The sequence below is a fragment of the Williamsia soli genome (assembly GCF_017377795.1).
Taxonomy (GTDB): domain Bacteria; phylum Actinomycetota; class Actinomycetes; order Mycobacteriales; family Mycobacteriaceae; genus Williamsia; species Williamsia soli.
In genome coordinates, this window is the sequence record NZ_JAFRDR010000003.1 from 162,479 (window position 1) to 177,067 (window position 14,589).

Here is a 14,589-nt window from a genome sequence, read left to right on the forward strand (position 1 = left end):
TCAGTACTTCGACGACGACGCCGGCGCTCGTTTGATCGTCAGGCCCGTCATCGCCGAGATGGACCCGCTCACGTTGATGACCGAACCACCCGGACGAGCAGGCCCGCCCCCTTTGTCCTTGAGGCTCGACCACCCCGACTTGTCCAGTTCCGAGTACCGGATCTCATGATCGGAGCCGACACGCAGCTTGACCGTGCTCGTCGACACCTGCAACTGCAGGTTGACCAGCGGCCCGGGGAACGTCGCGTTGGTGAAGTCCAAGTCGATCGTGCTCATCGAGCCCGTGATGAGGATGTTGGACGGAACTGCCCACACACCCTTGCGGCGCACCGTCTCCCATTCCGCATCGAACGTGACCGGACCGGCCGGCACCACGGGCGCCTCGGCCGGTACCACCGCCGCCGCGGTCGAGTCGGGAAACAGGTGCCCGGCGACCGGCAGGTGCTCGAGTATCACCCGCAGATCACCACGGGTCTTCGCCGCATAGACCGCCCCGGACCGATCCTCGAACTCGACGATCTCCAGATACCCCCCGGAGAACGCGTCGTTGAGCAAAGCGATCGCACGCTCGCGTTCTGGATTACCCACCCGTATCTCATCGTCAGCGTGATCCCGAGCCATGACCCCACTCTAGGAGACTGTCCGATTCACCCTCCGCTACGTCTCCAGCCACCCCGGTCGAGCTCCGCTCCGCTACGTCTCCGACAACCTGGTCGAGCTCCGCTCCGCTACGTCTCCGACAACCTGGTCGAGCTCCGCTCCGCTACGTCTCCAGCCAACCCGGTCGAGCTCCGCTCCGCTACGTCTCCAGCGGCGTCAGGTAGAGCGTCGACCAGACGATCTCGGTCATGGCACGGGCCAGGTCCTCGTCGTACTGCGGATCACCACCCGGGATCACCTGGGAACAGGTGCGCTCCACCATCCACGACAGCGCCGTCGCCGTCGCGTGCGCCGGGAGGTCACCCCTGACGATGCCCGCGGCCTTGCCCGCCTCGATCACCCCTTCGACCTCCGTGATGACGCTGCCCATCAGCGAGCGAAGCGTGTCCGCGACCCCCGGCGTGTAGGAAGCCATCTCTCCGACCGCGTTCATCAGGTGCTGGTGGTCGCGAAAGGCCGCGATGATCCCGCGGACCGACGACTCCGTATCTGCGGGGTCGTGCCGATCGACGACCGTCCACCAATTGTTGGCGGCGGCGGTGAAGTCGGCGAACGCCTGGCCCGTCAGTTGACGAAGCAGATGCCCCTTGTCCTCGAAGTAGATGTAGAACGTCGCCCGTGAGATCCCCGCCTCCTTGGCGAGTCGCTCGACGCTGAGTTCGGTGAAAGAGGCGCCGTCTGCCATCAAACGTTCGGCCCCCTCGAGAAGCTGTCGTTCGATGGCGACCCGGCGTTCCTCCCGGCTTATTCGCTTTCCCGATACCGCCATGAGCTTCGCTCCTGCCTGTTCCGACTCCGATCAGACAATCGGGCGTCTTCTGTCTGGACACACTAGGTGCCGCTGTCTAGGCAGACAGCCTAGACGCCATGTCAGGCGTACGGCGCCGATAATCTTGCTTGGACACATTGACTAGGCAGTGTGTCTAAGCATAACGTCTATCAAACGCTGTGACCCACACCATAGGAACGGCCGCCATCACCTCATCCGGCAAGGGAGAGAATCATGTACCCAGGCGCGCACGTCGCGACGTCCCCCGACAAGGCAGCGGCCGTGGTCGTCGAAACCGGCGAAGTGCTCACCTACCGGGATCTCGAAGAACGGTCCCGGCGCCTCGCTCGATATCTGTTCGACAGCGGCCTGCGTCCCGGAGACCACCTCGCCGTGTTGACCGACAACACACCGCGGGTCTTCGAGGTCTACTGGGCCGCGATGCGTTCCGGGCTGTACCTGACGGCCGTCAACCGTCATCTTGCGGCCGACGAGATCGCCTACATCGTCAATGACTGCGGCGCCGGCGCCCTCATCGTCTCGCAGGCGATCGGCGACACGGCCGCCGCAATCCTGCCACTCACCGACGTCGGCATTCGACTGACGTTCGGTGGCGACGTCGTCGGATATGAGTCGTACGAGGAGGCCCTGGATGCCGCGTCGACCACACCGCTGCCGTCCCAGCCACGGGGCGCCGACATGCTCTACTCCTCGGGTACCACCGGACGCCCCAAGGGCATCAAACCACCCCTGCCACAACATCAGATCGATGAACCCGGCGACGTGTACACCGCAGTGTTCGGCCCGATGTACGGGTTCGGTCCCGATACCGTCTACCTGTCGCCGGCCCCGATCTATCACGCCGCACCGCTGCGTTTCGGTGGCATCGTCCAGGCGCTGGGTGGGACCGTGGTGATGATGCAGCGGTTCGATGCGCAGAGCGCGCTCGCCGCCATCGAGCAGCACTCGGTCACGCACAGCCAATGGGTACCGACGATGTTCGTGCGGCTACTCCAGTTGCCCGACGAGGTTCGTCGGAGATACGACACGTCCACCCTCCGAGTCGCGGTCCACGCCGCGGCGCCGTGTCCGGCCGACGTCAAGCGCGCGATGATCGATTGGTGGGGCCCCATCCTGTACGAGTACTACTCGTCCACCGAGGGCAACGGCATCACCTTCATCGACAGTCGTGAGTGGCTCGACCATCCCGGATCGGTCGGAAGAGCAGCGGTGGGCGTGATCCACGTCTGCGACGACGACGGCGTGGACGTGGCGGCGCGCGACATCGGAACCGTCTACTTCGAACGCGACACCGCCACGTTCGAGTACCACAACGACCCGGCCAAAACCGTTGCTGCCCAGCATCCGGAGCACTCCAACTGGATCACGACCGGTGACGTCGGATATGTCGACGACGAGGGGTATCTCTACCTGACCGACCGCAAGTCGTTCATGATCATCTCGGGCGGCGTCAACATCTATCCGCAGGAGATCGAGAACGCCCTGACACTCCACCCCAAGGTCTTCGACGTGGCCGTGATCGGAGTCCCCGACCCCGACATGGGCGAACAGGTAAAGGCCGTGGTGCAACCCGCAGCCGAGGCCGTGGTCGGTCCGGCGCTCGCGAACGAGCTCGCCGCGTACCTCGGTGATCGAATCGCCCGCTACAAGATCCCCAAGACGTTCGACTTCGTGGACGACCTCCCACGCACACCCACTGGCAAGCTCGTCAAACGCCTTCTGCTGCAGAAGTACTCGGCACCGGCGGCGCCTTTGACCCCGTCGGCGTCGTGAGTCAGCCCGCAACCACCGAAAGGACAATCATCATGACCTCAGGATCTGTGACCGCCCGACCCTACGACGACCTTGATCTGTCGTCGCGTTCGTTCTGGTCGACCACCGCGGCCGATCGAGAACAAACGTTCGCCGAGCTGCGCCGCGACCGTCCGATCTCGTGGCACCCACCGGTCGAGGATTCACTGCTGCAGGATCCCGACGATCCCGGCTACTGGGCCGTTACCCGCCACGCCGACATCGTCGACATCAGCCGGCGCAGTGACATCTTCATCTCCGGGAAGGGCGTGCTGTTCGAAAACGTGCCCGAAGAAATGCTCGAGGCATCGCAATCCTTTCTGGCCATGGATCCGCCGCGGCACACCCAGATCCGCAAGGTGGTCAGCTCGGCGTTCACACCACGTCAGGTGAAGAGGATCGAAGACAGCATCAAGGCGAATGCCCGCGCCATCGTCGGTGAGCTCGGCGCGGCGGGCACCGGTGCGGACTTCGTCGACTTGTGCGCCAAGGAGCTTCCGATCAGGACCCTGTCCGACATGGTCGGCATCCCCGAGTCCGAGCGCCACGGCGTCGCAGAGGCCGCCGACGCCATGGTGTCGATGGCCGACCCGGTCTACCTGGCAGGCCGCAACCCGATCGAAGTGCTCATCGGTTCGCAGATGTACCTGCACGAGATCGCCTTCTCACTCGCTGCAGAACGCCGCGAAAACCCGACCGATGATCTGATCAGCAGCCTCGTGCACGCCGAGGTGGACGGGGACCGACTCACCGATGCCGAGGTCGCCGCATTCTTCGTGCTGCTGGCCGTGGCCGGTAACGACACCACCCGGCAGACCACCACCCACGCGATGAAGGCGCTGACCGACTTCCCTGCGCAGCGCGCGTGGTTGCTCGAGGACTTCGACGACCGGATCGGCTCGGCTGTCGAAGAGTTCATCCGTTGGGCATCTCCGGTGATGACGTTCCGGCGCACCGCCGTCGAGGACTTCGAATTGAGCGGACAGACGGTCCGCGCCGGCGACAAGGTGGTCATGTTCTACGCATCGGGCAACTGGGACACCGAGGTCTTCGAGCACCCCGAACAGTTCGACCTGAGCCGCGATCCCAATCCACACGTCAGCTTCGGCGGCGGTGGACGCCACTTCTGCCTTGGCGCGCACGTCGCGAAAGCGCAATTGCGGGCGATTTTCGACGAGCTCCTTCACCAGTTGCCTGACATCCAGGCAGGCGAACCATCGCTGGTGGCCGGAAACTTCGTCCACGGAGTCCGCGCGATGCCGGTCACCTTCTCGGGTGGAGGTCGGGCATGACGGAAACGCAGAACTTGGCAGGCAAGACGCTCATGATCTCGGGCGGTAGCCGAGGAATCGGTGAGGCCATCGCGGTTCGCGCCGCGCGTGACGGTGCGAATATTGCCTTGCTCGCGAAAACGGCAGAGCCGCATCCAAAATTGCCGGGGACGATCTACACCGCGGCCAAGGCCATCGAGGACGCCGGCGGACAAGCACTACCGATTGTCGGCGACGTCCGCGACGACGAGTCCGTCGCGGACGCCATCGCGCAGACCGCCCGACAATTCGGCGGGATCGACATCGTGGTGAACAACGCCAGCGCCTTGGACCTCACTCCGTCCGAGCACATCAGCATGAAGAAGTACGACCTGATGCAGGACATCAACGCACGCGGTGCGTTCCTGTTGTCGAAGACAGCCATTCCACACCTGCGTCGCGCGTCCAATCCGCACATTCTGACGCTGTCCCCGCCGATCACCTTGGACCCCAAGTGGTTCGACGATGTTCCCACCGCCTACACGATCTCCAAGTTCGCGATGAGCCTCGTCACCATCGGACTGGCCCAGGAACTCCGTGGGGACGGCATCGCCGCCAACTCACTGTGGCCGCGGACCACCATCGACACTGCCGCGGTACGCAACGTGCTGGGCTCGGACATGGTCGCCCGCAGCCGCAATACCGACATCATGCGCGACGCTGCCTACTCGATCATCACCAAACCCGCGGGTGAGGTGTCGGGGCAGTGTTTCATCGACGACGAAGTCCTGGCAGCGGACGGTGTCACCGACTTCTCGCAGTACCGGCTCTGTGCATCCGAAGACGACCTCGAACTCGACTTCTGGATGGTTCGCGCCTGACCCGACGCATGGATGCAAGAGAACCGAGCCGCCTTCAGGGCGACTCGGTTCTCTTGTCGGGTGGAGCCAATGACCCGGGTAGTCACTCCCCGCCCAGTTCGAGAAGCGATATGCCCTGCTGGGTGAGGCGAAACCGCAGCGGCTTCTTCGTAACCGTTTCGATGATTCCAGCGTCATCTAGGCGCTGTAGCCGCGGACGGGCGAACTGACCAGATCGCCCAATAGCGTCAGCCAGAGTTTTCAACTTCACGGCGCGGTTTGGATCAAAATAGTGAGCTTGACCCAGGGTGAACAGGATTGCAGCAATGTCGCCGGGCTCTACGGGCGGCGCCGACTCAGGATTCAGTCCGACGCTCAGCGGAAATTGTTCAGCCTTCACCAGCACGCTGAGCCGCGCTGCGATCATATCGATCTTCTGTCGACGCTCGGAAAGGTCAAGCAGCAGACGATGTTGCGCCTCAGCGATGATCTCGAGCATCTCGATGAGGAACGGCGTCAGGTCTCCGCGGTTCAAAGGATTTTCCGCGTCAATGAATGCCCGGTAGTAGCGATCCTTGTTGTCGGCGACCGTCGCCGACAATGCCAGACTCGCGTACGGCGCCAACACCTGTCGGAGGTCCAACGCAAGGAGGTAACGCCCGGTCCGGCCGTTGCCGTCGTAGAACGGGTGCGTGTATTCGAAGACGAAGTGCGCGGCTACAGCCCTTACCAGCTTCGGAATTGAGTCGTCGCGGCCTTGGCTCAGCATGAGAACAAGCGCGTCGTCGATTGTCGACTCGGGCACTACGCCGGTGTGCACGATTTTGCTTCCTGACTCGATCGACACCGGACCTCGCCGAAACCGCACCCCGTCGGGGGCGTCTTCGTCACGCACCTCGCCCGCCGTTACCGCGTCATAGATAGACCGGACATCATCGAGCGTCTGCGGGCTTTCGGCCTCGTCGCTGCCGATGTCGAGGTAGAGCCGAACCATCTCCATGAACCGCTTGTTCGCGGCCGGTCGCTCCGCCCGGACCGCCTTGATCGCCGCGCTGATCTCCTTACGAGTAGAGCGGACCTGCTCGATCTCATTGGTCGCCTGAATCTCGTCGATCACCATGCGGTGCAGGTAGTGGGTCTGCGCCCTGCCTGATAGCCCCTCCCACTCGGCCTGAATCTTCGGCTCGAAGCTCATGATGCGTTCAATCAACCTCGTAAACGGTAAATGCACACCGTTCAGTCAAAAGCACACGTTCTGACGTGTGTTTTTGACTGAACGGTGTGCATCTGTGGGACTAAAAAAACCGAGCCGCCCTAGGGCGACTCGGTTCTCTTATCGGGTGGAGCTAAGGGGACTCGAACCCCTGACCCCCACACTGCCAGTGTGGTGCGCTACCAGCTGCGCCATAGCCCCGTATTCGGTTTGCACACCCTGACGCGGCCACTTGCTCCGGCGCAGCGTGCTCGACCGAAATTACACCATCAGCGCGAGCTCGACCAAATCCGCTGTGCGTTCTCAGCTGTTGTTCGCGCCGATGAGCTTCTGTACCCACTCGGGGCTGTTGCTGACCGCAATCTGCTTGCCGTCTTGCAGGACGCTGGGCGTGCCCACCTGGCCGCCGGTGGCGTTGGCCAGCTCGGTCTGCGACTGCGAGGCCGAACTCTCGGCAGCTGCCACCTGAGCGCCTTCGGCGATGCACTGCTGGGTCGCGTCGGACACGCCGACGTCTTTCGCGAGTCCCGCGAGCTGCTGGTCGTCGTAGTCCTGGCCGCCCTCCCTGGGCTGCACCTGGAAGAGCTTCGAGTGGAATGCGAGTTGCACGTCCTGGCTCTCGCCGTCGGCCACACACTTCATGGCACCGGCAGCCCGCGAGCTGTAGTCGCCTGATCCCGACTGTTTGTTCAAAAAGTTGAGCATGTGGAACCTGACCTGCAGCTGACCACTGTTGATGGCGTCGGTCATGGCGGCGCCCGACGTCCGCTCGAGGTTGGCGCAGGCCGGGCACTGGAAGTCTTCGAACAGGTCGATCGTGTGGGGTGCGGTGGCGCTACCTGCCGTGAACGTCGCCGACGTCGCGAGGACGTCGGTGTTGGCTTCGCCGTCGCTGCGGCTGTTGTTCCAGACGATCCCGCCGATCACGACCGCGGCGATCAGCACCACAGCGAGTCCGCCCAGGACGTAGGTCATGGTGCTCGACTGCTTACGTGGCTGGTACTTCGAGGTGCTCGTCTTGGGTACGGGCTGCTTCTTTTTGTTACTCAATGCTTTTCCTCTGGAACACTTTCTTCGTCACGACACCCGCGCGGAGCGAGGGCTTGTTTCCCACCCGCATCAGCGTAACGACGCGCGCCTGAGAGAACTCTGAGCAATTGCTCCCACCCACGGTTAACATCGCTGGGTGCCGGCGCTGATACCCCCTGACGATGAGCCCCATCCCCCCGAGGAAGGCGTCGACGAGATCGGCCACACCCACGCCGACGTCGCAGGCGGACGGCTGCGAGCGGCCACCTTCGGCGCGATGGATGGCCTGGTCACGAACATCATTTTGGTGGCGGGCGTCGGAGCCTCGGGTGCGTCCGGGCAGACGATCATTCTCAGCGGGGTCTCCGGACTGGTGGCAGGCGCCTTCTCGATGGCGCTCGGCGAATACACCTCGGTGACGACCCAGAACGAGCAGGTCGATGCCGAAGTGCTGGTCGAGCGTCGCGAACTCGCGAAACACCCGCGGGCCGAACTCGACGAGCTCATCGAACTGTTCGTCGACCTCGGGATGCGCAAGGACACCGCCGCAGCTGCAGCGGCAGAGATCCACTTGGACAGCGACAAGGCCGTCAACCTGCACCTGACACACGAACTCGGCGTCGACCCCGAGGATCAGCCCTCGCCCATGGTGGCCGCGGTGTCATCGTTTCTGATGTTCTCGCTGGGCGCGATCATCCCGCTGATCACCTATCTGCTCGGATTCGAATCCTTGACCGCAGCGTTGATCGTGGGAGCGGTGGGCCTGCTGCTGGCAGGCGGGCTCGCCGCACGCTTCACGAATCAACCCATCTGGAAAGGCGCGCTGCGCCAGCTCGCGTTCGGTGCTATCGCTGCCGGCGCAACCTATTTCGTCGGCTATCTCATCGGCGTGCCGGCGGCGGGCTGACGGCGCCCCTGGGCGCTAACCGCCCAGCACCCCGTCCACCAAACTCTGCGCCTCTGCCTGCACCTGCGCCAGATGCTCTGGGCCGTTGAAGGATTCGGCGTAGATCTTGTAGACGTCCTCCGTGCCCGACGGACGCGCCGCGAACCAGGCGTTCTGCGTCGTCACCTTCAGCCCGCCGATCTTCGCGCCGTTGCCCGGCGCCTCGGTGAGCGTCGCGGTGATCGGCTCTCCGGCCAGTTCTGTAGCGGTCACCTGATCGGCCGACAGCTTCGCGAGTACCGCTTTCTGGGCACGGCTCGCGGGAGCGTCCGTGCGGGCGTAGGACGGTGATCCACCATACTGCTCGGCGAGTTCGGCATACCGCTGCGACGGCGACTTACCCGTCACGGCAAGGATTTCCGACGCCAACAACGCCATGATGATGCCGTCTTTGTCGGTGGTCCACACCGTGCCGTCGGTGCGCAGGAACGAGGCCCCCGCGCTCTCTTCCCCACCGAATCCGATGGAGCCGTCGAGCAGGCCCGGTACAAACCACTTGAATCCGACCGGCACCTCCACGAGGTCGCGACCGATTCCCGAAACCACTCTGTCGATCATCGACGACGAGACCAGTGTCTTGCCCACCGCAGCCGTCGGCGACCAGCCCTCGCGGTGCGTGAAGAGATAATCGATGGCGACAGCCAGGAAGTGGTTCGGGTTCATCAGCCCCCCGTCGGGGGTCACGATGCCATGCCGGTCGGAGTCGGCGTCGTTGCCGGTCGCGATGTCGTACCGGTCGCGGGCGCCGATCAGAGACGCCATCGCGTTCGGCGAACTACAGTCCATCCTGATCTTGCCGTCGGTATCGAGCGTCATGAACGAAAAGGCCGGATCGACAGTGGGATTGACCACCGTCAGATTCTCGAGGGTGTAGCGGGCCCCGATTTCTGCCCAGTAGCCCACCGACGCACCCCCGAGGGGGTCTGCGCCGATTCGGATCCCCGCATTGCGGATCACGGCCAGGTCGACGACGGAGGACAGATCGTCTACGTAGTTGGCGCCGAAGTCGTAGGTGCCACAGAACTCGGACTTGCGTGCGCGCTCGTACGGGACCCGCTTGATGGCCTCGACGCCGGACCGAAGCAGTTCGTTCGCCCTGGCGGCGACAAGTGCGGTGATGTCGGTGTCCGCGGGACCGCCGTTGGGCGGGTTGTATTTGAATCCTCCGTCGCGCGGAGGATTGTGCGACGGCGTGACGACGATGCCGTCGGCCTGAGCTCCCGAGCCGCGGTTGTGCGTGAGGATCGCGTGGCTGACCGCCGGTGTCGGGGTGAAACGATCCTTGTTGTCCACCAGCACCCGGACCTCGTTGGCCACCAGGACCTCGATCGCCGTCTGCCATGCGGGCAGCGACAACGCGTGGGTGTCGCGGCCGATGAACAACGGACCGGTGATCCCGGCGCCGGCGCGATACTCGACGATCGCCTGCGTGGTGGCGAGGATGTGGTTCTCGTTGAAGGCGTTGTCAAGGCTCGAGCCCCGGTGACCCGAGGTGCCGAAAAGCACCTGCTGCATCGGATTTTCCGGGTCCGGCGTGCCGGAGTAATACGCGTCGATCACCGCCGACACATCGATCAGATCCTCCGGGAGAGCGACGGTACCCGCGCGCGGGTGAGCCATTGGATTTCCTTCCGGTTGTCCCGGGGTCACCACTCGGCGGCAACCACGGTCCTCGGCGACGTTGACTGGACCAGATGAATTCTGCCATCGATCACCCTCGCCGTGTTGTCGGCGCCGAAATCCTCACCGCCGCGCCGGTCCCCGACTATTCGACCGTCACCCGATGTGGGTGCGGGTTACACTTCGACCCGAAACACCGCTCGTGTGTCCCGGGCGGGAGATTCCTCGGTTGGGGTGACGGAGGATAGTCGATGCGTGTTCGTGGTTTGTCCGGTCGCAGGGTTCTGGGGAGTCTCGCGGTAGCGGCGCTCAGTGCTGCCGCGGTCATCAGCTTCACCGCCGCACCCGTGGGCGCTGCTCCGTATCTGCCGGCCGGTGATGGTGACCCGTTTTATGCCGCGCCCGCCGACCTCGCGTCGGCAGCCAACGGGCAAGTCCTCAAGGTCCAGTCGGCAGCGAGTCCCTTCCCGGGATCGACCGCACAAAAGATCCAGTTCCGTAGCACCAATTCGCAGGGTGAGCCCATCGCCGCGGTGACGACGGTGCTCGTGCCGAATGGTGGCGCCCGGCACGACCTGCTCTCCTACCAGCCGTTCACCAACTCGCTCGGACTGCAATGCGCCCCGTCGCATCAGCTGTTCCGTGGTGGCCTGCAGGAGCAGCAATTGATCGGTCTGGCACTCGCCCGCGGCGTTGCGGTCAACGTGCCCGATCACCTGGGCCCGACCAGTGCCTACGGCGCGGCCCGTCTCGGCGGCACGATCACCCTCGACTCGATCCGGGCGGTGCAGTCCGATCCCGGCTTCCGGGTCGGCAAGGTCCGCACGGCGCTGGCCGGGTACTCCGGTGGCGCCATGGCCAGCGCCTACGCCGCGGTCCTCGCCCCGACCTACGCCCCCGAGCTGAACCTCGTCGGGCTCTCGGCAGGCGGCACCCCGGTCAACCTCGAGGCGATCGCACGTACCCTGGGCGTCAATCCCAATCCACTCTTCGGGCTCGGCTTCGCGGCATCGCTCGGCCTCGAACGCGAATATCCGAACGAACTCGCGCTGTCCGAGCAACTGAACCCGCGCGGTGTCGCGCTCGCCAATCAGATCCGCAACAGTTGCACCCAGCAGATCATCGACGCCGGGGCCAACCTGAAGATCGCCGACGTCGTCGGCAGCGGCAGTCTGGCCGATGATCAGGCGGGGGTCGACGCCCTCAACCGCAACAGTGTCCAGATGTATCCCGGCGCACCACGGATTCCGGTGCTGCTCTACCAGGGTGCAAACGACCAGTTGACCCCGACCGCACGGGTGCAGGCGACCGCGGCCAAGTGGTGCGGCCAGGGCACGCGGGTGCAGACGATCATCCTGCCCGGCGATCACGGCTCCACCATCGCCGCCGGTGTTCCGTTCGCGCTGACGTACATCAATGACCGGCTGTCGGGCGTACCCGCGCCCAGCACATGCTGATCCCCGGCCGAAAGCCACGGGCGCAGGTACTGGTGTTGCCCGGCGGAACGGATTCGTCGCGTGAACCGTTCAGCCGGAAGCAGCCGGCGGCGATGCGGATGTACCCGTTCACACTTTCACTCAAGGCGCTGCCCGGCGTTGTCGTCCATCAAGCCGCCTACGAGTTGTACGGGTGGAACGGTGATGACGACAGTCCGATGGCGCCCGCGCAGCGCGCCCTCGACGAGCTGTTGCGGGCGCACCCCGATGTCCCCGTGATCCTGGTCGGTCATTCGATGGGCGGGCGGGTGGCGGCCCGGCTCGCGGCAGATAAACGCGTGGCCGGGGTCCTCGCGCTGGCCCCGTGGTGGCAGCACGCAGACTGGCGGTACATCAATGTCGACGCGAGAGTGCTCGCGCTGCATGGGACCGCTGACACCAGGACCTACCCGAAGCGCACCGCAAAAGGTGTCGCCGAATTGCAGGAAGTCGGCGTCGACGCCACGTTCGTTCCGATCGAAGGCGGTAAGCACGCCATGCTCGACCACGTCTGGACGTGGCACTCGACAGCAGTCCGGTTTGTCCGGAGTTTCCTGTGAGACAGCAATTTTCTTTGGTTTCTCATATACATGTCCACAGCTGATGTACAGGATCGGCGACGAGTCTCTACCGGGTGAACCTTGCCGGGGTGCCGCTGTTCGGCGGCTGGTTCGTCCTGTCCATCGAGTTGGCGGCGGTGGTCGCGATCCTCTTCGCCGTCCGCTGGCGACACCGCCGAACCCGGCGGCTGTGGCTACCGCTCGCCGCCGCAGCGGCAGCAGCCGCAGTGCTGACGACCTATTGGGTCCTGAACCGCCGAGATCTCGCACCTGACGCAGCACCCTGGACGTTCTGGATCTGGCTGGCACTGACCGTCGCGCTGATGTTCCTGGTTCCTGCCGCGTGGATCGGAGCCCGCTGGTGGCGGCGGACAACCGGGGTGGTGGCGGTTGCCCTGACCGTCGTCTGCGTCGCCCTCGCAGCAAATCAGTGGGCGGGCTTCTACCCCACCGCAGGTCGCGCGTGGCAGGGCCTGACGTCGCAGCCGCTGCCGGGCCAGATCTCGTTCGCGACGCTTTCCGGGCTCCGCGGCAACCCTGAGCCGGACGGGAAGATCGTCCCGCTGCGGTCGCCCGACACCGTCAGCAGGTTTCACCATCGAACCGAGTACGTCTATCTGCCACCCGCGTGGTTTGCAGGCCGTGTCCCGCCGCGCTTGCCGGCGGTCGTGATGATCGGCGGCGTCGTCACCACCCCCGAAGACTGGGTACGTAGCGGCTCGGCCCTGCAGACGGTCCGCGAGTATGCGGCGACGCACCGCGGGCAGGCTCCGATCCTGGTGTTCGTCGATCCCACCGGCAGCCTGTCGAACGACACCGAATGTGTGGACGGTCCCCATGGCAACGTCGACACCCACATCACGAAAGAGGTTCGTCCCGCGGTGATCTCCGAGTTCGGCGCCTCCGATCGGCCCGGCAGTTGGGCCGTCGCAGGATGGTCGATGGGTGGCACCTGCGCCATCGACCTGACGGTCGAACACCCCGACCTGTTCCGGACCTTTCTCGACATCTCCGGGGATGTGGGCCCCAACCTGGGCAACCAGGCGCAGACCACATCCACCTTGTTCGGGGGTCGAGCGGCCGACTGGGACCGTTTCGACCCGGCGACGGCCATGCGACGCCATGGCCCGTACACAGGGGTGGGTGGTTGGTTTCAGTCGGAGGGCCACCGCCGCCACGGACCCGGCCTGACCTCGCCGCAGATACGTGCCACGCAAACGCTCTCGACGGTGGCCCGCGACAACAACATCGACGTCGTGGTCCGGCCGGTGCCCGGACGCCACAACTGGCAGTTCGCGGGTCAGGCGTTCACCGATGCGTTGCCGTGGTTGATGGCCCGGATCGACGCGTCGAACTGACTGCTGATCTGCTCCGCTTACAGCAATCCGCTCCGGTTCCAGGACTCTGGAACCGGAGCGGATTGCCACAAGTGGAGCAGATCGTGCCACGTGATCGGGGTTAGCCGATGGGTTAGCCGATGGGTTAGCCGATGGGTTAGCCGATGGGTTAGCCGATGGGTTAGCCGATGTAATCGAACGTGTCGGGGTTGGGGCCGTTGCGGCCGTCCTCCCCCTTGTCGAGTGCAGAGATCGCCTCGACGGCAGCGTTGTCGAGTTCGAAGTCGAACAATGCGAAGTTCTCTTCCACCCGCTTCGGCGTGACCGATTTCGGGAAGATGATGTCGCCGCGCTGGATGTGCCAGCGCAGGACCACCTGGGCTGTCGATTTGCCGAGCTTGTTCGCGATCTCGGTGATCACCGGGTCATCGAGCACCTTGCCCTGCGCGATCGGAGACCAGGCTTCGGTCGCGATGCCGTGGTCCTTGCCGTACCGCCGGGCGACCTCATTGGTGAAGTACGGGTGGACCTCGATCTGGTTCACCGCCGGCACCAGCGACGTCTGTGCAGCCAGGCGCTCCAGATGATCGGGCTGGAAGTTGGACACACCGACGGACTTGGAGCGACCGTCCTTCGCGAACTCGATGAGGGTGTTCCATGTGGAGACGTAGTCGCCGCCGTACTGCGTCGGCAGCGGCCAGTGGATGAGGAACAGGTCTATGTAGTCGAGTCCGAGGTCCTTCAGCGTGGTGTCGAAGGCCTTCCGTGCGGCGTCGGGCTCATGGAAGGTGTTGTTGAGCTTGCTGGTCACGAAGATCTCGTCGCGCGCGATCCCCGACGCGCGGATGCCCTCGCCGACCTCTTTCTCGTTGCCGTACATCTGCGCGGTGTCGATATGGCGGTAGCCGATCTCGAGGGCTGTCTTTACCGCGTCGGCGGTGTCCTTCGGCTCGATCTGGAAGACACCGAATCCGAGCTGCGGGATGGTGTTGCCGTCATTGAGAGTGATGTTCGGAACTTGGGTCATCGTCGTCCCTTCGTCTGATGTGTGTGCGCCA

At 64.4% G+C, this 14,589-nt stretch carries 13 protein-coding genes and 1 tRNA gene; 7 read left to right on the top strand and 7 right to left on the bottom strand.

Features of this window, described 5'->3' with window-relative positions; genetic code table 11:
- Both J3S28_RS09310 and J3S28_RS09315 read right to left on the bottom strand, forming a co-directional pair.
- Complete coding sequence (locus tag J3S28_RS09310) at positions 1 to 621, bottom strand: DUF1707 SHOCT-like domain-containing protein (RefSeq protein ID WP_207839894.1); 621 nt, start codon at positions 619 to 621, stop codon at positions 1 to 3.
- Between the two features lie 178 nt (positions 622 to 799).
- A complete protein-coding gene (locus J3S28_RS09315; protein ID WP_207839896.1) occupies positions 800 to 1,429 on the bottom strand; it encodes a TetR/AcrR family transcriptional regulator in 630 nt (209 codons plus the stop codon).
- Between the two features lie 234 nt (positions 1,430 to 1,663).
- On the opposite strand from J3S28_RS09315, the gene J3S28_RS09320 reads away from it, so the two are divergent.
- From J3S28_RS09320 to J3S28_RS09330, 3 genes are read left to right on the top strand one after another with little or no spacing between them, the layout of a single operon-like run.
- A complete protein-coding gene (locus J3S28_RS09320) occupies positions 1,664 to 3,223 on the top strand; it encodes an acyl-CoA synthetase (RefSeq protein ID WP_207839898.1) in 1,560 nt (519 codons plus the stop codon).
- A 32-nt stretch (positions 3,224 to 3,255) separates the two neighbouring features.
- The gene (locus J3S28_RS09325; RefSeq protein WP_207839900.1) at positions 3,256 to 4,533 is read left to right on the top strand and encodes a cytochrome P450; all 1,278 of its coding nucleotides are present in this window, start codon (positions 3,256 to 3,258) and stop codon (positions 4,531 to 4,533) included.
- Complete coding sequence (locus J3S28_RS09330) at positions 4,530 to 5,372, top strand: SDR family oxidoreductase (protein ID WP_207839902.1); 843 nt, start codon at positions 4,530 to 4,532, stop codon at positions 5,370 to 5,372. Before J3S28_RS09325 ends, J3S28_RS09330 begins: the two co-directional genes overlap by 4 nt.
- An 82-nt stretch (positions 5,373 to 5,454) precedes the next feature.
- Here J3S28_RS09330 and J3S28_RS09335 read toward each other — a convergent pair whose 3' ends face one another.
- The 3 genes from J3S28_RS09335 to J3S28_RS09345 form a co-directional block, all read right to left on the bottom strand.
- Positions 5,455 to 6,561 carry a Fic family protein gene (locus J3S28_RS09335; protein ID WP_237341349.1) on the bottom strand — a complete coding sequence of 369 codons (1,107 nt, stop codon included), beginning with the start codon at positions 6,559 to 6,561 and terminating at the stop codon, positions 5,455 to 5,457.
- Positions 6,562 to 6,692: 131 nt separating this feature from the next.
- Positions 6,693 to 6,765 (bottom strand) — tRNA-Ala (locus tag J3S28_RS09340).
- Between the two features lie 102 nt (positions 6,766 to 6,867).
- Positions 6,868 to 7,614, bottom strand: a complete 747-nt coding sequence (locus tag J3S28_RS09345) for a DsbA family protein (protein WP_207839904.1) — start codon at positions 7,612 to 7,614, stop codon at positions 6,868 to 6,870.
- A gap of 136 nt (positions 7,615 to 7,750) precedes the next feature.
- On the opposite strand from J3S28_RS09345, the gene J3S28_RS09350 reads away from it, so the two are divergent.
- Complete coding sequence (locus J3S28_RS09350; RefSeq protein ID WP_207839906.1) at positions 7,751 to 8,500, top strand: VIT1/CCC1 transporter family protein; 750 nt, start codon at positions 7,751 to 7,753, stop codon at positions 8,498 to 8,500.
- A gap of 15 nt (positions 8,501 to 8,515) precedes the next feature.
- Here J3S28_RS09350 and pgm read toward each other — a convergent pair whose 3' ends face one another.
- A complete protein-coding gene (pgm, locus tag J3S28_RS09355) occupies positions 8,516 to 10,159 on the bottom strand; it encodes a phosphoglucomutase (alpha-D-glucose-1,6-bisphosphate-dependent) (protein WP_207839908.1) in 1,644 nt (547 codons plus the stop codon).
- Between the two features lie 251 nt (positions 10,160 to 10,410).
- Here pgm and J3S28_RS09360 point away from each other — a divergent pair, with 251 nt between their 5' ends.
- The 3 genes from J3S28_RS09360 (at position 10,411) to J3S28_RS09370 (ending at position 13,552) form a co-directional block, all read left to right on the top strand.
- Positions 10,411 to 11,616 (top strand): lipase family protein, encoded by a 1,206-nt coding sequence (locus tag J3S28_RS09360; RefSeq protein ID WP_207839910.1) that lies wholly within the window; start codon positions 10,411 to 10,413, stop codon positions 11,614 to 11,616.
- The gene (locus tag J3S28_RS09365; protein ID WP_207839912.1) at positions 11,610 to 12,194 is read left to right on the top strand and encodes an alpha/beta hydrolase; all 585 of its coding nucleotides are present in this window, start codon (positions 11,610 to 11,612) and stop codon (positions 12,192 to 12,194) included. The genes J3S28_RS09360 and J3S28_RS09365 overlap by 7 nt, the downstream gene beginning before the upstream one ends.
- Positions 12,195 to 12,268: 74 nt before the next feature.
- Entirely contained in the window at positions 12,269 to 13,552 is a 1,284-nt protein-coding gene (locus tag J3S28_RS09370) for an alpha/beta hydrolase (protein WP_307796997.1), read from the top strand.
- A 160-nt stretch (positions 13,553 to 13,712) separates the two neighbouring features.
- On the opposite strand, the gene J3S28_RS09375 is transcribed toward J3S28_RS09370, so the two are convergent.
- Positions 13,713 to 14,558, bottom strand: a complete 846-nt coding sequence (locus J3S28_RS09375; RefSeq protein ID WP_207839914.1) for an aldo/keto reductase — start codon at positions 14,556 to 14,558, stop codon at positions 13,713 to 13,715.
- Positions 14,559 to 14,589: the final 31 nt, after the last annotated feature.